Raw genomic sequence first — 26236 nt, forward strand, 5'->3', positions numbered from 1 at the left:
CGCGATGCAGACGACATTCACCGAAAAGCAGCTTGAAGATCCCGCTTTCGCGCGCTCGAACGAGATATTGCGGGCCTGTGTGCATTGCGGCTTCTGCACCGCGACCTGTCCGACCTATCAGGTGCTCGGCGACGAGCTCGACAGCCCGCGCGGGAGGATTTACCTCATCAAGGACATGCTGGAGAACGAGCGTGTACCGGATGACAGGACGGTCAAGCATATCGACCGTTGCCTGTCCTGCCTCGCCTGCATGACGACCTGCCCTTCCGGGGTGCATTACATGCATCTGGTCGATCACGCACGCGCCTATATCGAGGAGCATTACAAGCGGCCTTGGCATGATCGCGCGCTGCGCTGGATGCTGGCGCGTATCCTGCCCTATCCGATGCGGTTCCGGGCCGCCTTGATCGCGGCGAAACTCGGCAAACCCTTCGCGCCGCTCATTCCCGATGCGCGGCTCCGCGCGATGCTGGCGATGGCGCCGAAGCGGATTCCGCCGGTGAGCCGCAATGACGATCCGCAAAGCTTTGCGCCGGAGGGGCCGCGCCGCAAGCGCGTGGCGCTGATGACGGGCTGTGCGCAGAAGGCGCTGAACACCGATATCAACGATGCCACCATCCGGCTTCTGACGCGGCTTGGTTGCGAGGTCGTGGTGGCCGAGGGCGCGGGATGCTGCGGGGCACTGACGCATCACATGGGGAAAGTGGACGAGAGCCACGCATCCGCGGCAGCCAATATCCGCGCCTGGGCGGCGGAGATGGACGGCGCGGGGCTCGATGCCATCGTCATCAACACCAGCGGTTGCGGCACCACCGTCAAGGATTACGGCCATATGTTCCGCGAGGATGCGCTGGCCGGTGATGCCGCGCGGGTCTCTGCCATCGCGAGGGATGTCAGCGAAGTGCTCGTCGAGCTTGTGGACGAGGCCAGCCTATCGGAGGCACGGACCATTCACGGCACGCCGCGCGTGGCCTATCATGCCGCCTGCAGCCTGCAGCACGGTCAGCAGATCAAGACGCATCCCAAGGCGCTGCTCAAAGCCGCCGGTTTCGACGTGGTGGAGCCTGCGGACAGCCACTTGTGTTGCGGATCGGCCGGCACTTACAATCTGATGCAACCGGAGATTTCCGGCCAGATCAAGGCGCGCAAGGTCGAAACGCTGGAAGCCAGGCAGCCGCAGATCATCGCGGCGGGCAATATCGGCTGCATGATACAAATCGGGTCTGGAACCGAGGTGCCCGTCGTGCATACCGTGGAGTTGCTCGACTGGGCGACCGGTGGGCCGAAGCCGGCGGCGCTCGATCCGGAACGGATGTGACGGCTTCGCCATAGTTTCGCCCGAATGGTCGCACAAGGACCGACCAAAGCGGAGTGAACGCGTGCGCCTTCTAATTCTCGGGCTGTTGTCCATCCTGTTGCCCGGTCTGGCCGGGGCGCAGACAGGCGGGTTGTTCTCCATGGAGAGCCGTCAGGACGGGCGCGCATGGGAGGCGGTCGGGCGGCTTGAGCTTGCCGGGCGAGCCTTTTGCACCGGATCGCTCATCGCGCCCGATCTCGTTCTGACGGCGGCGCATTGCCTCTACGATGAGACTGGCGCTCTGCTCGAACCGGGTGACGTGCAATTCCTCGCCGGCTGGAGAAACGGGCGGGCGGCCGCCTATCGCCGTGTGCGGCGGGCCGTCGTGCATCCCGAATACGATTTCTTCGCCGCTCCCGGCGCGGATCGCGTCTATCGCGACATCGCGCTGATCGAGTTGCAACATCCGGTGCGCAACACCACGATCATGCCTTTTGCCACGGATGATCGTCCGGGCGCCGGCACGCGCGTGGCCGTCGTGTCCTATGCGCATGACCGGTCGGAGGCCCCCTCGATGCAGGACGATTGCGAGATCCTGTCCGAACAGGAGGATCTGCTTGTCCTGTCCTGTTCGGTCGATTTCGGCAGTTCGGGCTCGCCGGTTTTCACGCTCGACGGGGACGTGCCGAAAATCGTGTCGGTCGTGTCTTCGAAAGGCAAGAGCGATGATGTTGCCGTTTCCCTTGGCGCTCCGCTCGCCGGGCAGATCGAGGTAATCGAGGCCCTGATGCGGGGCGGCGCGGGATTCGCCGAAGGAACGGGCTTCAGGCCACTGCGAGTGGGGAACGAGGCGCGGCCGGCTGCGGGGGCCAAATTCGTCCGCCCGGAAGCGCGCGGCGACCTCTTGAACCGCCGGTAGACCACCCCCATCTTTGCCATGCCGGGATGCCCGTATCGGGGCCCGGCATTCATACCGGGCCTGTCCGTGCCGGAAGGCCTGAAACACTGGTATCGCTCAATGGAGGATGACCTATGCGAGGACTTGATTTCGCACCGCTTTACCGCGCAACCGTCGGCTTTGATCAAATTGCCGACATGCTTGATCGCGTGACGTCCAATGACGGATCGAACGCAACCTACCCGCCTTACAACATCGAGAAGACCGCTGACGATGCCTACCGCATCTCCATCGCGGTGGCCGGGTTCTCCGATGAGGATCTGACCGTCGAGGTGAAGGACGGCGCGCTGCACGTCTCGGCCGACAAGGTGAACGAGGACGAGGACCGCACCTATCTGCATCGCGGGATCGCCACCCGCGCGTTCCAGCGCCGGTTCCACCTTGCCGATCATGTGCGCGTGACCGGCGCCAGCCACGAGAACGGCATGCTGCATATCGACCTCGTGCGCGAGATCCCCGAGGCGCTGAAGCCCCGGCGGATCGAGATCGCAAAGACGGACGCCATCGAGAAAGACGTGGTGGACGCAAAAGCGGTGAACTGAGCTTTTTCGTAAGCCAGAGCATCGGGGCCCGGCAAAGCGCCGGGCCTTTTGGCGTCAGACCGACAAGCAGATATATTTCATCTCCACGAATTCCTCGATCCCGTGATGGCTGCCCTCGCGGCCAAGGCCGGATTGCTTCACACCGCCGAAGGGCGCAACCTCGGTCGAGATGATGCCGGTGTTCACGCCGACGATCCCGTATTCCAGCGCTTCGGCCACCTTGTAGACGCGGCTCAGGTCCTTGGCGTAGAAATAGCTGGCAAGCCCGAAGATCGTGTCATTGGCGAGCGCGATCACGTCGTCTTCCGTCTCGAATTTGAAGAGTGGTGCGAGCGGGCCGAAGGTTTCCTCGGTGGCAAAGGCCATGTCCTTCGTGGCGCCGGTGACGATGACAGGGGCGAAGAAATTGCCGTCCATGTTCTGTCCCTCTTCGCCGAGGATCACATCGGCGCCCTTGAATTTGGCGTCGGCGATATGTTCCTGTACCTTGTCCAGCGCATCGCGGTTGATCAGCGGGCCGAGATCGGTGCCCTCTTCGAGCCCGTCGCCGACTTTCATCTGGCTGACCCGGTCCTTCAGCTTTTCGGCGAACGCGTCATAAACGCCGGCCTGCACATAGATGCGGTTCGCGCAGACGCAGGTTTGCCCGTTATTGCGGAACTTGCACATGATCGCGCCATCGACGGCGGCATTGAGATCGGCATCGTCGAACACGATGAACGGCGCGTTGCCGCCAAGCTCCATGGAGCATTTCATCACCTGATCGGCGGCCTGCCGAAGCAGGATACGGCCAACCTCGGTGGAGCCGGTGAAGGTGATCTTGCGCACCGCCGGGTTCTCGCACATTTCTTTACCCACCTCGGAGGAGGAGGAGGACGGGACCACGTTGAACACACCCGCCGGAATTCCCGCGCGGTCTGCAAGAACGCCAAGAACGATTGCCGAAAGCGGCGTCTCTGCAGCGGGGCGGGCGACGAAGCTGCAACCGGCGGCAAGGGCGGGGCCAGCCTTTCGGGTGATCATCGCATTGGGGAAATTCCACGGCGTGATCGAACCGACGACACCGATGGGCTGCTTGATGACCATGATGCGTTTGTCGCGCTGATGGCCGGGGATCGTCTCGCCATAGATGCGCTTGGCCTCTTCGGCGAAAAACTCGATGAAGGACGCGCCATAGGCGATCTCGCCCTTGGCTTCGGTCAGCGGCTTGCCCTGCTCGGCGGTCAGGATCGTGGCGAGATCGTCCTGATGCTGCATCATCAGTTCGAACCATTTGCGCAGCACCGCACCGCGTTCCTTGCCCGTCCAGTTCGCCCAATCCTTCTGTGCGCTCTCGGCGGCGGAAATGGCCTTGCCGACCTGCGCGCGCGACAGATCGGCAACCTCGGCGATCGTGTCGCCCCTTGCCGGATTGTCGACGGCGAACGTGCCGTCATCGCCATCGATCCATTCGCCATTCACATAGGCGCGCGTTTCGAGCAGCGACGGATCGTTCAAGAGGTTTGAAAGATTGGTTGTCTGATCGCGCATGGGTTCCTCCTGTTTTTCGTGCTGACATTGGTGGAGCATTTGTTAAATGGCTAGGCAAAATTCGATATTTTAGGAGTTTTCCGGTGAACCTCGACGACGCCTACGCCAATGCGCCATATATTCCCGATGGCGCGGGTTTCCCCGACAGATGGCGCGCGCAGGCAGATACGTTCCGCAGGCAAATGTCGGTGCTCAACCGGGCGCGGCTCGGGGTAATGTATGGTCACGGCTCACGCGAGACTTTGGATCTCTTTATTCCGCACGGGGAGCCTGCCGGCCTCTTCGTTTTCGTTCATGGCGGCTATTGGCGGCAATTCGACGGCACGCTTTGGTCACATCTGGCGCGCGGTTTCGTGGAGCGCGGCTGGGCGGTGGCGATCCCGACCTATGATCTATGCCCGCGTGTGCGCATCGCCGATATCACGCGGCAGGTCGCGCAGGCCATCAGCGCGAGCGCGCATGAATTCGGCGGTCCGATCTGCCTTTCAGGCCATTCGGCCGGCGGCCATCTGGTTGCGCGGATGCTGGCGCCCGATATGCTTCCAGACGACGTTTTCACGCGCATCGCGCATGTCGTTCCGATTTCCCCGCTCGCTGATCTGCGGCCATTGATGAACACCGCAATGAACGCCGATTTCAAGCTCGACAAGCACAGCGCCGCGGCGGAAAGCCCTGCACTGATGGCGCCGCCCTCGAAACCCGTGACGGTCTGGGTCGGCGCCGAGGAACGTCCGGTCTTTCGCGATCAGGCACGTCTGCTTGCCGATGCGTGGAACTGTGGGCTGACGATCGCGCCGGGCAAGCACCATTTCGACGTGATCGACCCGCTGACCGATCCCGACAGCGATTTGGTGAGCACGATCCTCGGAAGGACATTGCGGCAAAATTAAGGCGAGGGCGGGAACCGTCACCGACACCCGGCGTTGTCCTGAGTGAAAGGAGACGCTCATGACTGTGCTGATCACATTGACGGTTCTGGCGATGGTTGGATACGCCGTGTTCGCCCTTTCCGAACGGCCTCGCCACGAGACCGCGCGGATTGCCGCGACTCGCCCCGGCGCCGATGACGCCCGCTCGGCCTCATTCCGTCACATTCCGAAATTTTGACGCGACGCGCCGCGCGCGCCTTCGCCTGTAACGCACGCCACGGTTTCGGCGTGCGTTGATACGTTTGAATCCCACACCACTCATCATGGAGAATACCATGCCCACGAATTTTGCCGCTGGACTCAATCAAGACACCCGCAGCGAAATGGTCGAACTGCTCAACGCCAACCTGGTCGATACGATTTCGCTCACGCTCGCCGTCAAGCAGGCTCATTGGAACCTCAAGGGGCGCGGCTTTATCGGCGTGCACGAACTTCTCGACGATGTGGCCGCGCGCCTGCGCGACGGGGCCGACCTCATGGCCGAACGTGCGGTGATCCTGGGCGGTATCGCGCGCGGGACGGTCGAGGTGACCTCCAAGGAAACCCGCATGAGCGCCTATCCGGTGGAAACGACCGACATCGCGGAGCATATCGAGGCGTTGAAAGAGCGTTTCCTCGAAGTTGGCGAATCCGTTCGCGCCGCCGCTCAGAAGGCTGGGGATGCCGGCGATGAAGATACGGCCGATCTCTTTACGGAAGTCAGCCGCGCCATCGACAAGGATGCCTGGTTTATCGGTGCCAACGCACCCGATGCCGCCTGACACACGGGTTCAGTTCAGACGATCGCCCATCGGCGCGGCCCCCCCCGGTCGCGCCGCTTTTTTTTGACGATTTGGTGCCGCCCGGCTCAGACATCCTCCGGCTTGAAGGGCTGATAGGGGAAGGTGATCGATACCTCATACCAATCGTCCCCGACCGTCTCCGCGATCTTTGCCTCAAGCTGACTGGAAAACGCGGCGATCAGGCGCTTGCCAAGGCCGGTGCCTTCGGCCGTCGGCTCCGATGGATCCGTCGAATTGCGGATGCTCAGGCGGACGTGATCCGCGCCCTCAAGATCCAGCATTCTCAAACCGACATCGAGCCGAAACACGCCATCCTGCCCGGGTGCGCCATATTTAAATACGTTTGACAGCATCTCTGTCGCCGCCATGGCTAGCGGGCTGGCATGGTCGGGCGCGAGCGTGACCGGATCGAGTTTCTTCGCGATCCTGACTGCGCTTTTCGATCCGGCACCGATATTGGCGATCTGCTGCACCAGATCCCCGATCAGCACATCCACCCGCAGTTTTGTCAGCGACGGTTCCTGATAAAGCGCGCGATGCACCGACGCGAGGCTGTTCACACGGTCCTGGAACTGCCGCAGCGCGGCGACACCCTCGGGGCTGCTCACTTGCCGGACCTGCATGTTGATGATCGAGGAGATAAGCTGAAGGTTGTTCTTGACGCGATGATACACCTCCTTCAGCAAAACCTCCCTTTCGAAGATCGCGTTCTGCAGATCGGCCTCATCGCGCAGTAGCTGCGCGGCCATGCCTTCGAATGTCTCATTGATGGTCTGAAGCTCGCTCGGAGCCTCGTCGATGTTCTGCGAGGTTTTCATGGTGCGCCGCGCGGCAAACGCCCTCATACGACGGTTCAGATCGTTGATGTGCCGCAGCACCAGACGGTTCAGAGAGATCACCGCAACGACGATGCCAACGGCCCACATCAGGAAGGGAAAGAGCAACGTCGTGCCCGCGAACCAGGGCGATGACAGCTCCCGCAAGGTATCGCGCCCCCAACTGCTGAGCGCGTAGACCTCGCCCGGCAGGATCGGAACAACGGAAATCAACCGGCGCTGCCCGCCAAGGCTTGTCGCGGTGAAGAACGATCCGTCGCGGTTCACGAACCCGTCCAGAGCGAGATCGCCAGGCAGGTAGCTTTCGATCTCACCCTCCGGGGTAAACTGCGACAGGATTTCGCCATACTTGTTGAACATGGCAAGCGCGACATCGCCGGCAGCCTCGACCCGCTCCTGCGTCTGTTCAAGCGGCTGAGCCGCGAAAGACAGGGTCAGAAAACCGCGAAAGCCGTCTTCGGCGTCGAATATCGGATGCGAGATGATCGTCACCGGGGTTTGCGAAACGAAGCCCCGCGCGCTGAACCCGATGAAGGGTTCGGGGTTGGCAAAGAGCGTTTGCGCGCGTTCGCCCTCCGGAAATTCGATTGACTGCCCCGCGCTGTTGCAGATGGATCGCGAGCCCTGTTCGACCACCCCAACGAAAGCGACGTTCTCGTTGATGGAAATGCGCCGCATGATGTCGCTGCATCGCGCCGGGTCGAGATCGATCGCGCCGAGCGCATCCGCAAGTCCTCGGGCCACACCGCGCTTGGTGAGCAACTCGCGCTGCTCCTGTTCGATGAGTACGCTGGTGCGCGCATGAAGCGACGCTTCGAGATTGTCGTTCGCCGCGTCGAGCGCGCGCCAGCTTTGAACCAGCGCGACCAGCCCGATCGGCAAAAGCGCAACGGAAAGCAGCACGGCAATACGAAAGACGAGACTACGGCCGAAACGGCGATGCTCGTGATCGTCAGGCGTGGCCGACCAGCGCTTATTTTCGTCCGGCGACATGCGACCTAGCGCGCGACGCTGCCGAGAGCGCTGTCTCCAAAATCCCTTATACGCGCGCTCGATACCGCATGTTCTGTCATGGTCTGGCTGCCTGCTTCTATGCCCGGTGATGTCATGTTCAAACGCTTATAGATCAAACTCGTTCCGCTTAGCCCGAGTGTCTGATCAAAGTTTGAACGGATCATTCAAGGTTCTCCTAAAATTGCGGGAATTTTGCCACAGCCGCAGCGCAGCAAAACGCGGCTTGGGCAAGTCTACATAGCCGTGCGTAAAGATTGCGCAAACGCGAGGACATTTCGGCGGCACGGTTTCGCGCGTGGAAACGATCTTGCCCTTTTGCGTCAGTCAGCCATGTTGAGCGGAAACTGCACAGGATTGTGAAACGTGCGTGCGACAGGCTTTCTAAACGAGAAACAGCTGGTTCGGGACTATTACGACGCGTTGACCGCAGGGCCGTCAGCAGACCCTAGCGAGAGTCTCGCGCGCTATTGTGCGCCCGATCTGATCTGGCGCGGCTATCACCCTGTCGGGCTGCTAACCGGGCCGGACGCGGTGGCCAACGGTTTCTGGAAACCTCTGCACGGCGCGATGACCGCGCTTCGGCGGCGCACCGATCTGTTCTTCGCCGGGCGCAACCACAACGCAAAGGACGGCGCCGTCTGGGTTGCTTCGATGGGGCATTTGATGGGGCTCTTCGACGCGCCGCTCTGGGGCATCCGTCCGACCGGCAAGATTGCCATGCTGCGCTACGGCGCGTTTCACAAGGTCGAGAATGGCAAGATCGCCGAAGAGGCGATGTTCTTCGATTTGCCGCATTTGATGACGCAGGCCGGGCAGAACCCGTTCCCGCCCCAGACCGGCGCGCACGTGGTGCAACCCGGTCCGGTGACGCATGACGGTCTGCTCTATCAGGATGCCCCCCGCCAGGAGGGCGCGGCGACGCTGGCGGCGATCAATGCAATGGTGGGCGATCTTGGCGAATGGAAGCTGGGTCTGCCGCTGGTCGATGAATTGCGGCGCACCTGGCATGAGGACATGATCTGGTGGGGCCCCGCCGGGATCGGCGCGAGCTACACGATCCCCCGATATGCCGAGCAACATTCCGCACCATTCCGCGCCAGCTTCACCAATCGCAGCAGGACAGGCCATATCTGCCGCATGGCCGAAGGGCATTACGGCGGCTTCTTCGGATGGCCGAACTTCACCGCTGAACATCTTGGCGGGTTCATGGGCATGCCGGCCACCAGGGGCCCGGTCGAGTTTCGCGTGATCGATTTCTATCGCAGGCGTGGTGACAAGCTGGCCGAAAACTGGGTGTTCATCGATCTGCTGCATGTCTGGAACTCGCAGGGCGTGGATATCCTGGCGCGCAGCACCGCAATAGGCTGAGGTGCCGCGGCGCATCGCTTTCCTTTTGCCCGGCCATTTGCGAAACTTTACCCCCGGTTCAACGCAAGAGAGGCACGGACATGTTCGCATTGGGGCGATTGATGCTCGTCGGATTCCTGGCTCTGAGCGTGGTCTACGTGTGCCTCATGCTCTATTCGCGCGCTGCCCGACGCGAAGCGCTGGAGGCGGAGTGGGAGGAGGAAATCGGCCAGGGAAATCGAGACACCTATGTCGAAAGCGGTATGCGCGAATACGACAAGTCGCTGCGCCGCAAGCTGCTTCTGGGGGTGTATGTCGTTCCTTTCGCGCTTATGTGTGCGATCGTCTATTTCACCAATTTTCACTGAAAGGGTTAGGCTTTGGGTTACATCAAATGGGCGTTCATCCTGACCTTCTGGATCGTGCTTGCGGCGTTACTGCATTACACGCTGCCGCAGCACGATATCGTGCGCATCACCGATTCCTATGAACGCCGCATCGATCCGGGCGCCAACAGCCTTTTTTGGGCGAGCCCGGAAACGGACAAGGACGGTGCCGTCATCAATCGCGATGTCTTTTTTATCCAGACCCGCCGGGCCGGCGGCGATGTCATGGTTTATCGCAACGAGGATACCGGCTGGGGCTGGCCGCCCTATTTCAAGTTCGATACCGCCAATCTGCAGGCCGAGGCCGTCGATCTGCGCAGCACGGCGGAAAACCCGCAATGGGTCGCGATCAAGCATTACGGCTGGCGCAACGAATTCCTGTCGATCTTTCCCAACGCGATCAGCATGCGCCCGGTCGCTGGCCCGGATGTGCGCATCATTCCATGGACGACGATCATCGTCCTGATCCTTCTTATCGCGGCCTTCTGGGCGATCTATGTCCGCTGGCGCCGCTTCCGCCGGGCGCGGATCGATCCGGTTCTCACCGATGTCGGCCAGGGGTTCGAATCCGTGGGTGATGATATCGCGCTCAAGCGCGGGCGGCTCCGCCGCTGGTGGCACCGCCGAAAGAGCGGATAGCGCGAGGGCTTGCCAACACGCACCGCTTGACCCCAAAGTCGTGCAAACGCATGCAAAGGAGATTGTCATGACCGGAGCGCGACCCGAACAGGCTCTCCTGAGCCGCGACACCGATCTGTCCAAGACCGATGAGACGCGCCGGGTGATCGAAAGCATGGTCGACGGACTGAACGATCACCGCATCGCCGATATCGGAGAGTTCTTTGCTGAGGGTTTTCGCTGGATGGGCAATACCGGCTGCGGCACCAAGACCGGCCTGCGCGAATTCCAGGACAATTGGCAAAAGCCGTTTCAGGCGGCCTTTTCGGACAAGGTCTGCATCGATGAGGCACGGCTCTATATGGGCGAATGGGCTGCCGCCTTCGGGCGGCAGGAGGCGGTGCATTCCGGCCCGTTCATGGGCGTGGCCCCGACCGGCAAGAGGGTCGAGATCCGATACATGGATTTCTGGAAAGTCGTCGATGGCAAGATCGTCGACAATTACGTGATGGTCGATTTTCCGCATGTCCTGGCGCAGCTGGGTGTCGACGTGTTCAAAGGCGAGGGCTGGGAAGCCTTCGACCGGGGGGAGAAAACCCCGCCCGCGCCGTGACCGGCAAGGTCACATCGCTCGACGTTGCCAAACGTGCCGGCGTGAGCCGGTCCGCCGTAAGCCGTGTATTCACGCCCGGCGCATCGGTCAGCGCCAAGACTGCCGCCAAGGTTCGCGAAGCCGCCGAGGCGCTGGGTTATCGCCCGAACGCGCTCGCCCGCGCAATGCTGACCGGGCGCAGCAAGATCATCGGTCTGGTGGTCGCCTATCTCGACAATCATTTCTACCCGACGATCCTCGAATTGCTGTCCTGCGCGCTGGAGCGCGAGGGATATCATGTGCTGGTCTTCATGGCCGGGCGGGATTCCGAAGATGTCGATACCGTTGTCGAGCAGATTCTCGATTATCAGGTCGATGGACTCGTTCTGGGCTCGGTTGGGCTGCGCTCGGATCTCGCGGAGCGGTGCCGCGCTTCGGGGGTGCCCGTAGTGCTTTTCAACCGCCGGATCGAGGCAGACGGTCAACTCGCCGTCGTTTCCGACTCTCATGCCGGCGGCCGGATGGCGGCCGAGCATCTGATCGGCATCGGCTGTGCACGCATCGGGCATATCGCCGGATGGGACGGCGCGAGCACGCAAAAAGACCGGGAGGCCGGTTTCCTGGAGGGGCTGGAAAACGCCGGAATGCGGCTTTTCGCGCGCGAGGTCGGCGATTTTCGCTTCGCGCGTGCCAAGGAGGCTGCGCGGCGCATGTTCCGACAAACCCCTCGTCCCGATGGAGTGTTCGTCGCAAACGACTACATGGCCTTCGGCGTGATCGACGTTCTGCGCGCCGAGTTGGGCCTGAGCGTGCCCGGCGATGTGGCGGTGATCGGCTTTGACGACGTGCCAAGCGCGGCATGGCCGGCCTACGCCCTCACCACGATTAGGCAAGACCCGGAAGCCATGGTCGCCGCGACCGTGTCTGCGCTCGTGACCGAAATCGGCGGCGGTATCGCGCACCCGCCCGATCCGCTGCCCGTCACGCTGGTCCGGCGCAGGACCGCTTGACGCTAGACGCGGCCCGTCGCCAGGAGGATCTGCTTCCAGATCGCCGTCTCGTCGATCAGCGTCCATTCCCGGCGCAGCCCGCGCGGGCCGAATTCCGCATGGGTGATCCCTATGATATAAACCTCCGCCCCGCTCGGCGTGCCGAACATGCCCCAGCCGGCATGTTTGCCCAGCATCGACCACCGCACCGCCGCGCGCGGCGGCGATAGCGGCTCGTTCATGCCCATCACGTGATCGATCTCGAAGGTCGCATCGGGGAACGCCGCGTGCAGCGCCATCCAGAACCTGTCCGCGCCGTCATGCCCATTGGCATCGACATGCCCTGGATAGGCAAGTTCGGCGGCGCGGTCGTAATGCGCAGGAATGCAGGAAAATTCCGCCTGCGCGATGCGAGTCAGAAGTTCCGCAAGCTGATAGCCCCAGGAATTGTCATGGCCCCAGCCGCGATAGGGACCAGGCATGTCGGTCGCCGGTGTCATCGGCTTGACGCAATGCTCCGGCCCGCCCTCGCGCGCGATGAGCGCACGGGTCCAATCCTCCGGCTGCTGCCCCATCTGGCGCACGATCGCACCCTGATCGCGTACCAGCCATTCATCATGCACCCCGTTCGCCGCGCACCAGCAATCCGCGAGGATGCGGTAAGCCAGCCTGCGACCCGTCGGCGCGCCATACATGCCCGCGCCCTCATGCGTGGCGGTGCAGTAGAGCCGGTGCGAAGAGAGGAAGCTGCCCTCCCCGGTCTGGCACCAGATCACATCCTCGCCCAGAAGTTCGCGGTCGGGAAACTCGGCCAGCGTCGCCTTGGTGGCGGCGATGATCCCGGCATTGCCCTTGATGACCGAGGCGGGCGAGCGCACGACAAGGTCCGGCCCGTAATAGCGCAGCAAGGTGTCGATGCCGCGATCTTCCCAGATGTCCTTGGTGATCCCCAGAACGAAATCAGGCGCATCCGCCCAGCGGTCATCGAAATCCGGCATGAAGGGCATCTGTCAGCGCATCCCGTAGTAAAGGCCGACGACATGCTCGGCTTCGGCGAAAAAAAGCCAGCGCGAAGCCAGCACACCGGCGGCATGGCTCAGCAAGGCCAGTATGCCGAAGATATGCGGAAAGGGCAGCAACAACAACAGGATCGGCAGGACGATCATCAGCCCGAACGCGATCAGCCGCAGTTTCTGCGCATGGCGGCGGCCGACGACATGGACCATTTCATCGAGCAGGTAATTGGTGCCGGTATGCGGCGGCTCGAAGGAGCGCACCGTGCCCATCGGCCCGAGCCCGGTGGCGGTTTCCATCGTGGTGCCGCTTTGCACCAGACGCGTATCGCCCACGACCCACCAGCCAAGCTGCACCGCCCCGGCAAGTGCGAGCAACCATATCGCGATCGTCACCCGCCCTGACAGAAGCGCGCCGCCGGCCAGCGACAGCGCGATGAAGAGCACCGGCGTCAGCCACATGTTCCAGCGTGGCACAGTCTTCATCTGGGTATAGATCATCGACGTGGTCAGCACCGTCAGCATCGCCAATGCAGCCCCGAGCCAGCCGAGGATCGTCCAGTTCGCGTCGAAGAACACCAGTCCCAGCCCGTAGAGCGCCATCACAACCAACGCGGCGACGGAGGCCCAGGCTTCACGGCTGAGCCAGCTGCTGCGCCATTGCGTGAACGCCTTGATCGCGCGTTCCGGGCGGCCGAGATGGAAGGTCGATGAGACAAGCCCCCCGACCGCCAGAACATAGGCGATGACGAAAAAGGTGAACGCGACCCAGCCTGTCGGCGGATCGGGATCGATACCAAGCCAGAAGAGCAGCCCAAGGCCGAGGCCCGAAAACGTGCTGAAGGCGATGATGGACGGGGCCGGATGCATCAGCGTTCCCCGCGTTTGTCGCGGCGCGGCTCGGATGGCCGGTTTGCCGGCCCCGGAAGACGCTCCAGCGTCCGGTCGAGCCAGCCGAGAAAGCCCTTGGCATCTTCGGCCACTGGGGCAAGCAGCGGTGCGAGGATGTCGGTCTCCTGATCGAGCCGATCCTTCGGGCGCGGCGGCAGATATTTATTGACGGGCTTTGTGCCCTGCTCAGGCATCAGATCCATCCCGCCACGCTCGGCGACGAGGCGGCTCACATCGCTCCGAGGATCGCCCAGATCGCCGAAATGCCGCGCACCGGCCGGGCAGGTGCGCACGCAGGCCGGGGTGCGGTCGATCTCGGGAAGGTTCTCGTTATAGATGCGATCGACGCAGAGCGTGCATTTCTTCATGACGCCTTCCGCCCGGTCCATCTCCCGCGCGCCATAAGGGCAGGCCCAGGCGCATAGGCCGCAGCCGATGCAATCGGTTTCGTTCACCAGCACAATCCCGTCCTCGGTGCGCTTGTAGCTGGCACCGGTAGGGCAGACGGTGACGCAGGGCGCATCCTCGCAATGCAGGCAGGATTTCGGAAAGTGCACCAGCTGCGCCGGTCCGGTTTCGGGCTGCACCTCGTAGGAATGGATGCGGTTGAGAAAGGTGCCGGACGGCTCTGCGCCGTAGGGATCCTGATCGCTGAGCGGGGCGCCGTAATGCTCGGTGTTCCAGCCCTTGCAGGCGATGACGCAAGCATGGCAGCCGACGCAGGTGTCGAGATCGATCACCAACCCGAGCTTGCGTTCGGTGCTTTCGGGAAGCTGGGTCATGAAGTGCCTCCTGCGGTGCCTGTGGCAGCGTTGCAGATGAGTATTTGGAAAGAGAAGAAACGGACAATCATGAGCCGATCTTCCAGCGCAGCTCGTCCGGCCCCTCGCCGACCGGCGAGATTTGCGGCTGAAAGACCGGATGCGCTTCGTCCGGAGCGGCGGCCTTTTCGATCTTCACGCGCAGGTCGAACCACGCCGCCTGGCCCGTGATGGGATCGGAATTGGCCCAGCGCAGGCCGTCGCCCTTGGGCGGCAAAAGCTCGTGTATCAGGTGGTTGAGCAGGAACCCCTTGGTCGCCTCCGGCGCGTCCTTGTCCAGCGCCCACGCGCCTTTGCGCTTACCGATGGCGTTCCATGTCCAGACGGTGTTTTCATTGAGCGCGGCCATATGGGCCACGGGAACGGTGATTTCCCCATGCGCGGAAGTGACGCGCGCCCAGTCTCCTTCGGCAAAGCCATGCCGCTGCCAGAGATTCGTCGGCAGATAGAGCGGATTGTGGCCGTGAATCTGGCGCAGCCATGCGTTTTGCGAGCCCCAGCTGTGATACATCGCCATCGGCCGCTGAGTCAGCGCGTGAACCGGAAAGGCTTCGGGATCGACATGGCCGTCCTCCAGCGGGGCGTACCAGATCGGCAGCGGATCGAGCGTGGCCTTGATCCTCTCGCGCAGATAATCGGGCGGCTGCCTTTGGCCATGGCCTTCGGCCGCAAGCTGGAACCGGCGCAGCGGCTCGACATAGAGTTGGAAGAGGTAGGGCGCGGGGGCATCATAGAGGCCGATCTCGACCGCCCAGTCCTGATAGGCGGTGTTCCAGGGTTTGTAATACTGCCCTTCCTCGGGGATATGCGCTGTCCAGAAGCCGCCATTGGCAATGTAGCTGTCGATCTGCGCCTCGTTCACCCCGCCGCGACCGCCGGTCAGCCCCGTCTCGCCCATGCGCCAGCCGGCCAGCGGACCGATGCCGGGGCGGCGTTCGTGATGGGTGATGTAATCGGCGTAGTCGGCGTATTTTTGGCTGCCGTCCTCGTTCACGAAACCCGGCAGGCAGAGCCGCGCCCCCAGATCGCAAAGCACCAATTGGAAGCAGCGCACATCGCGGTCGGGCTCCACCACCGGCCAGCGGATCGCATCGGCGGCGGCGTCCGCCTCGCTGATCGGGCGGTCGAGCAGGGAGATGCAGTCGTGCCGTTCGAGATAGGTCGTATCGGGCAAAACAAGATCCGCATAAGCCACCATTTCCGAACTGTAGGCATCCGAGTAGATGATCCTCGGTATCACGTAATTGCCGCTTGCATCGGTATCGGTCAGCATCTCCATGACGCCCCGCGTGTTCATCGAGGAATTCCACGCCATGTTCGCCATATACATGAAAAGCGTGTCGATCCTGTAGGGATCACCGGCATGGGCGTTGGAAATGACCATATGCATCAGCCCATGCGCGCTCATCGGGTTTTCCCAGGTGAACGCCTTGTCGATCCGCGCGGGTGTCCCATCGTCGCGCAGCGCCAGATCGTCCGGGCCCTGCACGAAGCCCAGATGCGGACCGTCGAGCGGTTTGCCGGGCGTGACCTTGCAATGCGGTTTGGGATGCGCGGTCGCGGGTTTGGGATAGGGCGGCTTGAACCGGAAGCCGCCGGGCGTTTCGACCGATCCGAGCAAGATTTGCAGCACATGCAGTGCGCGCGCGGTCTGGAAGCCGTTGGAATGGGCGCTGATGCCGCGCATGGCGTGGAAGCTGACCGGGCGGCCCTTCATCGTCTCGTGGCGTTCACCGCGGAAATCGGTCCAGGGCTGATCTATCTCGATCGCCTGCTCGAAGGCGACATGCGCGATCTCGGCAGCGATGCGGCGAATCTTGGCCGCAGGGACGCCGCAGGTTTTCGCGACCGCGTCGGGCGCATAGCGGCTATCGAGGTAGCGCTCCGCTAGATGATGCATGACGGTGCGATGCGTGTTTCCGGCGCGGCGGTAGGTGGCGGCGAGGTCAGGCTTCACGCCAGGCTGATCGAAGGGCGTCAGCTTGCCTGTATCGCGGTCCATCACCAGTGGCTTGTCGGACTCGTTCCGCAGGAACAGACCGTGTTCGGGCAATTTGGGATCGCCATTCACCAGCACCGGTGCGTTGGTGTAGCGGGCGAGGTAGTCGAGATCGATCTTACCCGCGCGCAAAAGTTCATGCACCAAAGACAGGATGAACAGACCATCGGTGCCTGGGGTGATGCCGACCCAATCGTCGGCAATGGCGTTATAACCGGTGCGGATCGGATTGACGCCGATCACCTTGGCCCCGCGCGCCTTGATCTTGCCGAGCCCCATCTTGATCGGGTTGCTGTCGTGATCCTCGGCGACCCCGAAGATCATGAAGAGTTTGGTATGGTCCCAGTCGGGCTGGCCGAATTCCCAAAAGGCACCGCCCATCGTGTAGATGCCGGCGGCGGCCATGTTCACCGAACAGAACCCGCCATGTGCAGCATAATTCGGCGTGCCGAAATTCTGCGCCCAGAAGCTGGTGAAACTCTGCGATTGATCGCGCCCGGTGAAGAAGGCCAGCTTTTCCGGCGCTGTTTCGCGCAGCGGCTCCAGCCAGTCCGTGGCAATCTGCATCGCCTCGTCCCAGCTGATCTCCTCGAACTCGCCCGACCCGCGCGGGCCGACGCGCTTTAGCGGGGCGCGCAAGCGGGAAGGTGCGTTGTGCTGCATGATCCCGGCACTGCCCTTTGCGCAAAGAACGCCGCGATTCACCGGGTGGTCACGGTTGCCCTCGATATAGGCGACGCGTTTCTCGCCATCGGGGCCGACTTTCATATGCACGTCGATCCCGCAGCGGCACGCGCACATATAGCAGGTCGTCTTGCGCACCTCGTCCGAGACGGCGGGCGATGTATCGATCCGTGGCTGGCCCATGCTCTCCCCCTCGCAATGCGGCACTGGCTGGCTCGGGCGCTTGCGCTTCCGAAACCGCCTTGCGGAAAGAAACCATCATCCATTCGCGCTTACAAGGAACAACAGGGCCGCCGCATCCGACCAAGGGGTGACGCGCGGGGCGATGCCGATACGGGGATCATCTATTTGCTCCAATCTCGATCCATTTGTGCCATTGTCTCGATTCACTATGGTGCAGGCGGAATGACAGGCGATCGCGTCGTTCCATCATCCTTGTCCGAACCGGGCCAAGGCAGGAGAGCTGATGCCCAACGCTCTGGCGACATTGTCTCTGGCGGCATGGCCGCTTGTGACGCTGGTTCTGTTTCTCGCGCTGCCTACCGGTCGCGCGGTGATCGCCTCGTTGCTGGTGGGCTATCTGTTCCTTCCCGAGCCACCCGCCGGTTTCGATTTCCCGCTTATCCCGCCGCTCGACAAACATGTGATCCCGGCCCTGAGCGCCTTGGTAATGTGCGTCCTTCTGCGCGGTCACGAAGGGCGGTTTTTGCCGCGCTCCGCAGCCGTCAACGTGCTGCTCGCGCTCTTTGTCGCCTCGCCGGTCGTCACGACGCTGCTGAACATCGAAGAGATCCACTGGGGCGCTTTTCATATTCAAGGCATGGCGTTGAAGGACGCGCTCGCGCTGGTGATCCGGCAAATCCTGCTCGTGATCCCGTTCCTTCTGGCACGGCGCTTTCTGTCCAGCCCCGATGACCAACGCGATCTTCTGACCGCTTTCATGATCGGCGGGCTGATCTACTCGATTCCGATGCTGATCGAGATCCGCCTATCCCCACAACTGAACCTCTGGGTCTATGGCTACTATCAACACGATTTCGCGCAGACGATGCGCTTCGGCGGCTTCCGCCCGATCGTGTTTCTCTATCACGGCATCTGGGTGGCGTTCTTCACGCTGATGGCCCTGCTTTCGGCTCTGGCCCTGTGGCGGACGCGGGAGGGTAGCGACCGATGGAAGCTGCTTGCCGCTGCGCTCTATCTCATCGCCGTCCTGATCCTCTCGAAATCCCTTGGCGCCTGGCTTTTCGCGGCGGTTCTGGTGCCGGCCTTCATCGTGCTGGCCGCGCGATGGCAAATGCGGCTGGCGGTCGTGATCGTGGCTTTTGCCGTCGCTTATCCCGCGCTCAAGGGGATAAACGTATTGCCGCAGGATCGCATCCTCGATGCCATCGCCCTGATCGACGAGGAGCGCGCGGCCTCGATGGAGTTTCGCTTCGGGAATGAGAACCGCCTGCTCGAACGCGCGCAGGAGAAGCCGCTTTTCGGCTGGGGCAGCTACAACCGCAACCAGGTCATCGATCCGGGGACCGGCGAGGTCGAGACGGTGACCGACGGGCGCTGGGTGATCCTGATCGGCCAGTTCGGGTGGATGGGCTTCTTGGCGGAGTTCGGGCTTCTGGTGCTTCCCGTGCTCTTTCTATGGCGAGAAACCCGATACCGGTCGGCGGAAAGCTACTCACCGCTGATCGTGCCTCTTTCGCTCATCCTGGCGGTCAACGTCTTCGACATGCTGCCCAACGCGACCCTGACGCCGCTGACCTGGCTGATCGCCGGCGCCCTGACGGGATATGCCGAAACCCTGCGGCAAAGCCGCGACATCTATCTTTCCGCGCAACGCCTGAACTGGCGCCCGGTGCTGTGACATGAACCTTGCACCTTCACCGTCGCGCCCGCGCGTGCTGGCGATTGCCGAAGCCGCGAATCCCGAATGGGTCAGCGTTCCGCTTGTCGGCTGGTCGCTCGCGAAGGCGCTGCGCGATGTTGCGGATGTGCATCTCGTGACACAAGTGCGCAACCGTGACGCGATCTTGCGCGCCGGTCTGGTCGAAAGCCGCGACTTCACCGCCATCGACTCGGAAGCCATCGCCGCCCCGCTCTGGGCACTGGCCGAAAAGCTACGCATGGGCGAGGGAAAGGGATGGACGACGCTTCAGGCCGCGAATGCGCTGATCTATCCGTGGTTCGAGCATCTGGTCTGGAAACACTTCGGCACGGCGATCACCTCGGGCGATTACGACATCGTCCACCGTATCACGCCACTCAGCCCGACCATTGCGTCGCCCATCGCCCGAAAGGTGGCGCGTGCGGGTGTGCCGTTCATCCTCGGACCTCTAAACGGCGGCGTGCCATGGCCGCCGGGATTCGATGCCGAACGCCGGGCCGAAAAAGAGTGGCTGAGCTATGTCAGGCGCGCCTACAAACATCTGCCCGGGCGCAACAGCACGCTGGCCCATGCAAGCGCAATCATCGTCGGATCGCGCCATACGCAGGGCGAGCTGCCGGAGCGCGCGCAGGCCAAGACGGTCTACATCCCCGAGAACGGGATCGATCCATCCCGGTTCAACCGCCCCGCTTATGCGCAAAACGGCGTGTTGAGAGCCTGTTTCGTTGGCCGATTGGTCCCCTACAAGGGCGCGGACATGCTGCTTGCGGCGGCAGCGGAGCTACTGCGCGAGGGGCGCATGATGCTCGATATCGTTGGCGACGGGCCGATGTTGGCGCAACTGACCGAGCAGGCACGCCAGCTCGATTGCGCCCGCGGCGTGCAGTTTCACAGATGGGTGCCGCACGAGGACGTTCAGGCCATTCTGGGCCGGTCGCATATCCTCAGCTTTCCGTCGATCCGGGAATTCGGCGGCGGTGTGGTGCTCGAAGCAATGGCGCTTGGTGTCGTTCCGGTTGTCGTGGATTATGCCGGGCCGGGCGAGCTGGTGTCGGAGGAAACGGGCTACAGGATTCCCTGTGGCACACGCACCGAGATCATCGCCGATCTGCGATCCTGCCTGAACAGGATCGCGCAGGATCCCTCGCAACTGAGCGCGAAAGCACGCGCGGCGCGGGCGGAAGTTCAGGAACGATTTCTCTGGCAGCGAAAGGCCGAACAGATACGCAGCCTTTATGATGATCTGCTGATGCGCCGAAAACCGCCGCAACCTTAGGGAGACAAGAGCAAGAATCCGCTGTTCGCCGCGATGGTTCCCGGACAGACTGTTTCCCCGATCTTCATTGATTTTTTCATTGTTCCTTAGGTATTTGGCCTTAGCGGTATGGGCCGAAACCAGGAGTATACGAAACCAGTGCAAGCGCAGACCGATCAGAATCCGGCGACATTGCTGCAAGTCTCCCCGAACCCGGCGGCGCGGGTCGAGGTTCGGCAATTTCTGCTCGTTCTGGCCGCATTGGCCTTCACCCTTTCGGTTCTCGGCGCGAACGATGCGGGGCCGACGGCCTTTGCTTCGCAGATCGCATTGGCGCTTTGCGGAGCGTGGTGCGCGAACCAGCTGATCCGGGGCTTCGCGATCTTCCGCGAACAGGCGATCTGCGTCTTTCAGGCGTATTTTGCCGGGCTGCTTTGCCTGTCCTTGGCCCTTCTCGCCGTCGGCTGGCTCGTATTCCTTCCCTCCGAATACGCGTCCTTTGCACGTTCGATCATCTTCGCCGCGACGTTCACGACCAATGTCGATCTCGCCTTCACGGGCGATGCGCCGGCGCTGCGGTTCGAGGGGCTGTTCGATCATTTCTGGCTACCCGCCCTGATGGTGCAGTTCTGTACGGTCCTCGCACTGACATTCCGCGCCTTGCACCGGAACATGCCGCGTCTCCTTTTGACGCTGGCCGTTCTCGGCGCTGCCTCATTTGTTGCTTCGCTCCACGGATCGGACGCGGTGAACTACCTGCCTGTCGGGCAATTCTGGATCTTCCTCTGCGGCGCGGTGCCCTTCATTGCGGCAAACCGATATCCCATCCTACGACAGGCGCTCATCTTCGGGATCGTCATTCTGCTCATGGGCGTTCTGACGATCACCGCCATTGGCGATGCGGCTTTCGCCCGCGGCATTCTGGTGCTTGGAGTGTCCTTTCTGTATCTCGGTAGCCGGCCGCACAGCTCCACCCGAACAGACACGCGGCGGCGGCGAGGCTGGTTTGGCCTCGCGCTTCATATCTTCCTCTGGACGGTACCGCTGATCCATGTGGTTTCAGCGCTCGACATCCTCGAGCCGAACGAACCTTCCTATAGCGGGCTTGTCGTGCCGTGTTTGCTACTGTCGGTGCTATCGTGGCTCTTGTGGCAACGCATCGAGAACACATGGCTCTCTCCCCGGTTTCTGCCCTCCGCCACCATTGCAGCGGTGCTGACTTTGACCGGCGTCTTTGGCGCGGCAGCGAACGGCGTCCCGGTTCGGTTCTCCGAGGATGCGCAAGCCTATATCCACGCGGTCGATTCCTCCCTGGTGAAGCCGACCTGCCCGGTGAGGCAAGAAGGCCCGCTCGCCGGGTTGCCTGTCTGCGAGGTCGGGGCCAAGGGGCCGCCTTCCGTACTCGTCTGGGGTGACGATCACCTGTCCGCATTGCAACCCGGCGTATCGGAAGCCGCGCGCCGTGCCGGAGTTTCAGCCCTGATCGTCGCCTCTGACGACTGCATCCCGCTGGGCGGGCTGCAAACGCTGCGGTCCGAAGAAGCAGCTGACGCGGGCCGCCCGTGCGACCAGCAAACCGCGCAGGTGTTGCAGGCCTTGCCGCATCTCGGCACCATCCGCCAAGTGACACTGGTGGCCGATTGGGTGCGCTACACGGGCCGCACCGATGCCACATACATCCCTCGCGGAGCGGTCCGGCTCGGCCCGATGGATGGCTCGCCCATCAACGCCGACCGTCAGATCGACTATGTAGCCACCGCCGCTGCGCGGATGGCCGATGCACTGGCCGAGCGTGGCATCCGGCTCTCTGTTTTGCGGCAAGCGCCGGCGCAGCCTGGCTTCGATGCCGAAACGGCAGCACGGGCCGCAGCGCCGGGCTATTGGCTCTATAGATCGGGGCGGCCGCTAAGCGTCTCGATTCACAAGGACGATGCCCAACGCCGCCATTCGGATGTGGACACGATCTTCCGGCAGATCGCTGCAACCGGGAAACTCCGCTATCTGGATACCTGGCCGAGATTCTGCAGCCGCCAAACCTGCGGTGTCCGGGGCGGATTGTCGAGCGACTATCTGACTTCGACCCATCTCAGCCCAAGCGGCGCCCTTGCACTGAGCCCCCTGCTGGCCGAGGATTTCGATCGCGCTTGGACGCATAGCCCGATACGCGGCTCCTTCGAAAGCTGATACCTCGCGACGCGGCGAAAGCTGCGTTTCCGGCTGAACCTTCTGGACAAGTGCGGCGAAAGCCATCAAGCCCTCACCGTTGAAGGCGTCGCTCACCCGGCGCGCGGGCCCCGCCCAAGCGAGGCCGCTTGCGGCTCAGCGCGGCGCGCTCTATCGTGACAGGCTGGTAAGGCTATGCAAATTCTCTACTTTCTCGTCCAACTGTCCGGCGCCGTACTGCTTCTGCTGTTCGCCGTGCGCATGGTGCGCACCGGCATCGAACGCGCGACCGGCCCGCGCCTGCACCGCGCCGTCGGAAAGACGCGCTCGCCGCTTCCGATGATGGCGTCGGGGCTGCTCATGGCGATGGTGCTGCAAAGCTCGGCGGCCGTCGCCCTGCTGGTGGCGGGGTTCGCGGCCTCGGGCGGGATAGGCTTCGCCCCCGGGCTCGCCATGGTTCTGGGCGGCGATCTGGGATCTGCGATCCTCATCATGCTGTTTTCCTTCCATCTCGAAGCGCTGGTTCCGCTGCTTCTGACGCTGGGCGGGCTGATCTTCCTTCGCGCGAACACCTCGAGATGGAAACAGGCCGGCCGCATCCTCGTCGGCATCGCGCTCATATTGATCGCCCTGCGCTACCTTCGCGAGGCCGTCGAGCCGATCCGCGACAGTGCCGTCCTGCCCGCGCTAGCGGCCTATCTGGAACGCGATTTCGTCACCGCTTTTCTCGCCGGAGCGGCGCTTGCCTTCATCATGCACAGTTCCGTCGCCACCATCCTGATGACAGTCGCGGTCGTCGGGCTCGGCGCTATCCCCTTGGCTGCCGGAATCTCGATCGTGCTGGGCGCCAACCTCGGCTCCACGGTCATTCCGGTCTGGCTGACCCGGCATTCGGAACCGGCGGCGCGGCGGATCCCCCTTGCCAATTTAATGCTCAGAGGCAGCGCGGCATTCATCTGCGCGACCGCCATCGATGCGCTCGGCCTGCCCACGCTGCCCTACACATTGGGCGAGAGCGGAACGCTCGTCGCGCTGCATATCGCGTTCAACTTCGGGGTTCTCGTGCTGATCGTTCTCGCCACTCCGCTGGAGGCGCTGTTGCGCAAGGCCATTCCTGACGCGCCGCTGGATCATGAGGCCAAACCGCTGCACAAATCGCATCTCGATCCCGGAACCACCGATGTTCCCGTGCGCGCCCTTGCCAGCCTGCGGCGCGAAGTCATTCGAATGGCGGATGTGCTGTCGGAGATGCTCGCCCCGCTGATGGAGCTTTACCAGAATTACGATCCCGTGCGCGCCGCGGCGATCTTTGACGAGGATGCGGTGTTGAACAAGGCGCTCGACGACATCCGCATTTTCGTTGCGGAGATGCCGCAGCATGCCATGCCGAAAGACCAGAAACGCGAGTTGCGGGCACTTGTTGATTACGCCATCGCGCTTGAAGCCGCCGGTGATCTTCTCGTCAAGCGACTGCTCGATCTGGCCAAGGAGAAATCGGATCGCGCCCTGGAATTTTCCGATGAAGGCTATGCCGAACTGACAGTCCTTCATAGCCGGTTGAGCCAGAACCTCGCCACCGCATCCAGCGTTCTGGTCAGCAACGATCTGATCGGCGCACGGCAGTTGATCGAGGAGAAGGCCGAGATGGCCCGTCTGGAACGCAAGACACGCAAGGCGCATCTCAAGCGGCTGAGCGCCGGGAACGACAGGAGTTTCAGCTCAAGCGATATTCACATCGAAACCGCCTATACCTTGAAGGAGATGCATTCCTGGGTGGTGACGGTCGCGCATCCGATCCTGGTGCGCGAAGGGCAGCTTCTGGAAAGCCGTCTGGCCGATGGCGCGAAGGCTTAGCGAGCGATGCTGGAAATCCTGCTCTTGTCGGTGGCCGCGTTCGGCGCGGGGGTGCTCAACACGATCGCGGGGGGCGGCACGTTCCTGACCTTTCCCGCGCTCGTGCTGTCGGGCGTGCCGCCGATCTCGGCCAACGCGACAAGCACCGTGGCGGTGTTCCCCGGCTATTTGGGAGGCGCGGCGGGGTATCACGAGGAACTGCGCCAGATGACCCGCGCCTCGCTCATCCGGCTAACGGCCGTTACGCTGCTTGGCGGGCTCGCCGGCTCGCTCCTGCTCCTCGTCACCTCGAACGAGGCGTTCAACGTCATCGTCCCGTTCCTTCTGCTGTTCGCAACGCTGATGTTTCTCTTCGGCCCCAGGTTGCGCCGATGGGCCGCCGAACGCAGCGCCGGCATCGCGCCCGAAGGCGCGGTCGGGCTTTTTCTTGTCAGTCTTTATGGAGGATATTTCAACGGCGGCCTCGGGATCGTCCTTCTGGCGCTCTTTGCGCTTTGGGGATGGCAGAACATCCACCTGATGAACGGGCTCAAGACGTGGCTGTCCTTTGCGCTGTCGGCGATTTCGGTCGCCACCTTCGCGGTGGCGGGCATCGTCGCGTGGAAGGCGGCGCTGTTGATGATGGCGTTCTCGGTGCTGGGCGGCTATGCAGGCGCACGCGCCGCCAAGGCCATTCCACAAAATGTCGTGCGCGCCATCGTAGCCATTGTCGGATTCGGCATGAGCGCGGTGTTCTTCGGACGTTTGTTTTAGGGTCTAGACAGCGTAATAGTCTCTATACCATGCCACGAATTCCGCCACGCCCTCGCAGATGCCGGTCTGCGGGGCGTAGCCGGTCAACGCCTGCAACAGCGACGCATCCGCCCATGTCGCGAAAACATCGCCCTTTTGCATATCCATGTAATTGCGCTTGGCGCTCAGACCCGTTTCCGCCTCGATCGCATCGACGAAATCCAGAAGGCGCACCTTCTCCGAGTTGCCGATATTGACCACCCGGTAGGGCGCTGCCGGGCTGAGCGTATCCCCCTCCACCGCCGTCTCTAGGCCGCCCGGCACTGCCTCCATCAACAGGCGGATGCCGCGCACCAGATCGCCGACATAGGTGAAATCGCGATACATGTCTCCGTGATTGTAGATGTCGATGGGCGCGCCATCGAAGATCCCCTTGGTGAACTTGAAAAGCGCCATGTCGGGCCGCCCCCAGGGGCCGTAAACGGTGAAGAACCGAAACATCGTTGTCGGAATTTGCCACAAATGCGCATAGCTGTGCGCCATCGCCTCGTTCGCCTTCTTGGTCGCGGCATAGAATGTCAAAGGCATGTCGGCCTTGTCCGTTTCGCAAAACGGCATATCCTCGTTGGCCCCGTAGACAGAGGAGGTGGAGGCCATGAGCAGATGCGCCACCTTCTGCTTTCGGGCTGCTTCCATCACGTTGAACGTGCCGACAAGATTGCTGTCGAGATAGGCGCGCGGGTTCTCCAGGGAATAGCGCACCCCCGCCTGCCCGGCGAGGTGAACGATCACATCCGGCGCGAAATCCGCGGCGACATGTTCGAACGTGTCGTCCTCTTCGAGGAGCGCCTGGGTGAAGCTGTAGCCCGCGCGTTGCAGTAGCATCTGGTTGCGCCGTTCCTTCAGCCGCACGTCGTAATAATCCGTCATCGCGTCATAGCCATGCACGATGAACCCCTCATCCAGCAGGAGCCTGGCGAGGTGGTAGCCGATGAATCCGGCCGTGCCGGTGATGAGAATGCGTTTCATAGGGCGATCTTTTGCGAATAGCGGCAGGAACCGGCCTAGCATGGCCCTTGCACCATCGCCAGAGCGGCGTATTGCGGCGATGTATACCACTGT

The 26236-nt window shown here is 62.6% G+C and carries 24 protein-coding genes; 16 read left to right on the forward strand and 8 right to left on the reverse strand.

Going from position 1 to position 26236, the window contains the following annotated elements; genetic code table 11:
- The first annotated feature begins 4 nt into the window (after nucleotides 1-4).
- The 3 genes from glcF to M3465_RS04510 all read left to right on the forward strand — a co-directional run bounded on the left by glcF (nucleotide 5) and on the right by M3465_RS04510 (nucleotide 2797).
- A complete protein-coding gene (glcF, locus tag M3465_RS04500) occupies nucleotides 5-1318 on the forward strand; it encodes a glycolate oxidase subunit GlcF (RefSeq protein ID WP_249500501.1) in 1314 nt (437 codons plus the stop codon).
- Nucleotides 1319-1379: 61 nt separating this feature from the next.
- Complete coding sequence (locus M3465_RS04505; RefSeq protein ID WP_249500502.1) at nucleotides 1380-2216, forward strand: trypsin-like serine peptidase; 837 nt, start codon at nucleotides 1380-1382, stop codon at nucleotides 2214-2216.
- 113 nt (nucleotides 2217-2329) lie between these two features.
- Nucleotides 2330-2797 (forward strand): Hsp20 family protein, encoded by a 468-nt coding sequence (locus M3465_RS04510; RefSeq protein WP_249500503.1) that lies wholly within the window; start codon nucleotides 2330-2332, stop codon nucleotides 2795-2797.
- A 54-nt stretch (nucleotides 2798-2851) separates the two neighbouring features.
- On the opposite strand, the gene M3465_RS04515 is transcribed toward M3465_RS04510, so the two are convergent.
- On the reverse strand, nucleotides 2852-4327 hold the full coding sequence (locus M3465_RS04515) for an NAD-dependent succinate-semialdehyde dehydrogenase (protein ID WP_249500504.1): 1476 nt from the start codon (nucleotides 4325-4327) through the stop codon (nucleotides 2852-2854).
- A gap of 83 nt (nucleotides 4328-4410) precedes the next feature.
- Between M3465_RS04515 and M3465_RS04520 the strand changes: the two genes are divergently transcribed.
- The 3 genes from M3465_RS04520 (at nucleotide 4411) to dps (ending at nucleotide 6017) form a co-directional block, all read left to right on the forward strand.
- Nucleotides 4411-5217, forward strand: coding sequence for a hormone-sensitive lipase (locus tag M3465_RS04520; protein WP_249500505.1), 807 nt, complete (start codon nucleotides 4411-4413; stop codon nucleotides 5215-5217).
- Nucleotides 5218-5275: 58 nt separating this feature from the next.
- Nucleotides 5276-5434 carry a hypothetical protein gene (locus M3465_RS04525; protein WP_249500506.1) on the forward strand — a complete coding sequence of 53 codons (159 nt, stop codon included), beginning with the start codon at nucleotides 5276-5278 and terminating at the stop codon, nucleotides 5432-5434.
- Nucleotides 5435-5531: 97 nt separating this feature from the next.
- Entirely contained in the window at nucleotides 5532-6017 is a 486-nt protein-coding gene (gene dps, locus M3465_RS04530) for a DNA starvation/stationary phase protection protein Dps (protein WP_249500507.1), read from the forward strand.
- Nucleotides 6018-6103: 86 nt separating this feature from the next.
- On the opposite strand, the gene M3465_RS04535 is transcribed toward dps, so the two are convergent.
- Both M3465_RS04535 and M3465_RS04540 read right to left on the reverse strand, forming a co-directional pair.
- Nucleotides 6104-7867 (reverse strand): sensor histidine kinase, encoded by a 1764-nt coding sequence (locus tag M3465_RS04535; protein ID WP_249500508.1) that lies wholly within the window; start codon nucleotides 7865-7867, stop codon nucleotides 6104-6106.
- Between the two features lie 5 nt (nucleotides 7868-7872).
- Complete coding sequence (locus M3465_RS04540) at nucleotides 7873-8052, reverse strand: hypothetical protein (RefSeq protein ID WP_249500509.1); 180 nt, start codon at nucleotides 8050-8052, stop codon at nucleotides 7873-7875.
- Nucleotides 8053-8251: 199 nt separating this feature from the next.
- On the opposite strand from M3465_RS04540, the gene M3465_RS04545 reads away from it, so the two are divergent.
- The 5 genes from M3465_RS04545 (at nucleotide 8252) to M3465_RS04565 (ending at nucleotide 11841) form a co-directional block, all read left to right on the forward strand.
- On the forward strand, nucleotides 8252-9256 hold the full coding sequence (locus tag M3465_RS04545; RefSeq protein WP_249500510.1) for a nuclear transport factor 2 family protein: 1005 nt from the start codon (nucleotides 8252-8254) through the stop codon (nucleotides 9254-9256).
- An 80-nt stretch (nucleotides 9257-9336) separates the two neighbouring features.
- Complete coding sequence (locus M3465_RS04550) at nucleotides 9337-9603, forward strand: hypothetical protein (RefSeq protein WP_249500511.1); 267 nt, start codon at nucleotides 9337-9339, stop codon at nucleotides 9601-9603.
- Between the two features lie 12 nt (nucleotides 9604-9615).
- Nucleotides 9616-10260, forward strand: coding sequence for a DUF1523 family protein (locus M3465_RS04555; protein WP_249500512.1), 645 nt, complete (start codon nucleotides 9616-9618; stop codon nucleotides 10258-10260).
- Between the two features lie 67 nt (nucleotides 10261-10327).
- Nucleotides 10328-10852: an ester cyclase gene (locus tag M3465_RS04560; protein WP_249500513.1), complete on the forward strand. Its 525-nt coding sequence runs from the start codon at nucleotides 10328-10330 to the stop codon at nucleotides 10850-10852.
- Entirely contained in the window at nucleotides 10849-11841 is a 993-nt protein-coding gene (locus M3465_RS04565; RefSeq protein WP_249500514.1) for a LacI family DNA-binding transcriptional regulator, read from the forward strand. The genes M3465_RS04560 and M3465_RS04565 overlap by 4 nt, the downstream gene beginning before the upstream one ends.
- Nucleotides 11842-11843: 2 nt before the next feature.
- On the opposite strand, the gene M3465_RS04570 is transcribed toward M3465_RS04565, so the two are convergent.
- The 4 genes from M3465_RS04570 to M3465_RS04585 all read right to left on the reverse strand — a co-directional run bounded on the left by M3465_RS04570 (nucleotide 11844) and on the right by M3465_RS04585 (nucleotide 17411).
- A complete protein-coding gene (locus M3465_RS04570; protein ID WP_249500515.1) occupies nucleotides 11844-12818 on the reverse strand; it encodes a nuclear transport factor 2 family protein in 975 nt (324 codons plus the stop codon).
- Between the two features lie 12 nt (nucleotides 12819-12830).
- The gene (locus tag M3465_RS04575) at nucleotides 12831-13703 is read right to left on the reverse strand and encodes a dimethyl sulfoxide reductase anchor subunit family protein (protein ID WP_249500516.1); all 873 of its coding nucleotides are present in this window, start codon (nucleotides 13701-13703) and stop codon (nucleotides 12831-12833) included.
- Nucleotides 13703-14506 (reverse strand): 4Fe-4S dicluster domain-containing protein, encoded by an 804-nt coding sequence (locus tag M3465_RS04580; RefSeq protein ID WP_249500517.1) that lies wholly within the window; start codon nucleotides 14504-14506, stop codon nucleotides 13703-13705. Before M3465_RS04580 ends, M3465_RS04575 begins: the two co-directional genes overlap by 1 nt.
- A gap of 67 nt (nucleotides 14507-14573) precedes the next feature.
- Nucleotides 14574-17411, reverse strand: coding sequence for a molybdopterin oxidoreductase family protein (locus M3465_RS04585; protein ID WP_249500518.1), 2838 nt, complete (start codon nucleotides 17409-17411; stop codon nucleotides 14574-14576).
- 283 nt (nucleotides 17412-17694) lie between these two features.
- On the opposite strand from M3465_RS04585, the gene M3465_RS04590 reads away from it, so the two are divergent.
- The 5 genes from M3465_RS04590 to M3465_RS04610 all read left to right on the forward strand — a co-directional run bounded on the left by M3465_RS04590 (nucleotide 17695) and on the right by M3465_RS04610 (nucleotide 25135).
- Nucleotides 17695-19089, forward strand: coding sequence for an O-antigen ligase family protein (locus M3465_RS04590; protein WP_249500519.1), 1395 nt, complete (start codon nucleotides 17695-17697; stop codon nucleotides 19087-19089).
- A 1-nt stretch (nucleotide 19090) separates the two neighbouring features.
- The gene (locus tag M3465_RS04595) at nucleotides 19091-20386 is read left to right on the forward strand and encodes a glycosyltransferase family 4 protein (RefSeq protein ID WP_249500520.1); all 1296 of its coding nucleotides are present in this window, start codon (nucleotides 19091-19093) and stop codon (nucleotides 20384-20386) included.
- Between the two features lie 138 nt (nucleotides 20387-20524).
- Nucleotides 20525-22549 (forward strand): SGNH hydrolase domain-containing protein, encoded by a 2025-nt coding sequence (locus tag M3465_RS04600; protein ID WP_249500521.1) that lies wholly within the window; start codon nucleotides 20525-20527, stop codon nucleotides 22547-22549.
- Between the two features lie 174 nt (nucleotides 22550-22723).
- Nucleotides 22724-24382, forward strand: a complete 1659-nt coding sequence (locus M3465_RS04605; RefSeq protein ID WP_249500522.1) for a Na/Pi cotransporter family protein — start codon at nucleotides 22724-22726, stop codon at nucleotides 24380-24382.
- A gap of 6 nt (nucleotides 24383-24388) precedes the next feature.
- Nucleotides 24389-25135: a sulfite exporter TauE/SafE family protein gene (locus tag M3465_RS04610; protein ID WP_249500523.1), complete on the forward strand. Its 747-nt coding sequence runs from the start codon at nucleotides 24389-24391 to the stop codon at nucleotides 25133-25135.
- Nucleotides 25136-25138: 3 nt separating this feature from the next.
- Here M3465_RS04610 and M3465_RS04615 read toward each other — a convergent pair whose 3' ends face one another.
- Nucleotides 25139-26143 carry an NAD-dependent epimerase/dehydratase family protein gene (locus M3465_RS04615; RefSeq protein WP_249500524.1) on the reverse strand — a complete coding sequence of 335 codons (1005 nt, stop codon included), beginning with the start codon at nucleotides 26141-26143 and terminating at the stop codon, nucleotides 25139-25141.
- Between the last annotated feature and the right edge of the window lie 93 nt (nucleotides 26144-26236).

This window comes from Marivita sp. GX14005 (assembly GCF_023370775.1).
Classification (GTDB): domain Bacteria; phylum Pseudomonadota; class Alphaproteobacteria; order Rhodobacterales; family Rhodobacteraceae; genus Marivita.

Excerpts from the sequence above, each read along its gene's own strand:
- M3465_RS04550 (WP_249500511.1), top strand. The coding sequence starts at position 9,337 with ATGTTCGCATTGGGGCGATTGATGCTCGTCGGATTCCTGGCTCTGAGC.
- glcF (WP_249500501.1), top strand. The coding sequence starts at position 5 with ATGCAGACGACATTCACCGAAAAGCAGCTTGAAGATCCCGCTTTCGCG.
- M3465_RS04605 (WP_249500522.1), top strand. The coding sequence starts at position 22,724 with ATGCAAATTCTCTACTTTCTCGTCCAACTGTCCGGCGCCGTACTGCTT.
- M3465_RS04590 (WP_249500519.1), top strand. The coding sequence starts at position 17,695 with ATGCCCAACGCTCTGGCGACATTGTCTCTGGCGGCATGGCCGCTTGTG.
- M3465_RS04615 (WP_249500524.1), bottom strand. The coding sequence starts at position 26,143 with ATGAAACGCATTCTCATCACCGGCACGGCCGGATTCATCGGCTACCAC.
- M3465_RS04575 (WP_249500516.1), bottom strand. The coding sequence starts at position 13,703 with ATGCATCCGGCCCCGTCCATCATCGCCTTCAGCACGTTTTCGGGCCTC.
- M3465_RS04535 (WP_249500508.1), bottom strand. The coding sequence starts at position 7,867 with ATGTCGCCGGACGAAAATAAGCGCTGGTCGGCCACGCCTGACGATCAC.
- M3465_RS04540 (WP_249500509.1), bottom strand. The coding sequence starts at position 8,052 with ATGATCCGTTCAAACTTTGATCAGACACTCGGGCTAAGCGGAACGAGT.
- M3465_RS04585 (WP_249500518.1), bottom strand. The coding sequence starts at position 17,411 with ATGGGCCAGCCACGGATCGATACATCGCCCGCCGTCTCGGACGAGGTG.
- M3465_RS04570 (WP_249500515.1), bottom strand. The coding sequence starts at position 12,818 with ATGCCGGATTTCGATGACCGCTGGGCGGATGCGCCTGATTTCGTTCTG.
- M3465_RS04595 (WP_249500520.1), top strand. The coding sequence starts at position 19,091 with ATGAACCTTGCACCTTCACCGTCGCGCCCGCGCGTGCTGGCGATTGCC.
- M3465_RS04525 (WP_249500506.1), top strand. The coding sequence starts at position 5,276 with ATGACTGTGCTGATCACATTGACGGTTCTGGCGATGGTTGGATACGCC.
- M3465_RS04580 (WP_249500517.1), bottom strand. The coding sequence starts at position 14,506 with ATGACCCAGCTTCCCGAAAGCACCGAACGCAAGCTCGGGTTGGTGATC.
- M3465_RS04510 (WP_249500503.1), top strand. The coding sequence starts at position 2,330 with ATGCGAGGACTTGATTTCGCACCGCTTTACCGCGCAACCGTCGGCTTT.
- dps (WP_249500507.1), top strand. The coding sequence starts at position 5,532 with ATGCCCACGAATTTTGCCGCTGGACTCAATCAAGACACCCGCAGCGAA.
- M3465_RS04515 (WP_249500504.1), bottom strand. The coding sequence starts at position 4,327 with ATGCGCGATCAGACAACCAATCTTTCAAACCTCTTGAACGATCCGTCG.
- M3465_RS04560 (WP_249500513.1), top strand. The coding sequence starts at position 10,328 with ATGACCGGAGCGCGACCCGAACAGGCTCTCCTGAGCCGCGACACCGAT.
- M3465_RS04610 (WP_249500523.1), top strand. The coding sequence starts at position 24,389 with ATGCTGGAAATCCTGCTCTTGTCGGTGGCCGCGTTCGGCGCGGGGGTG.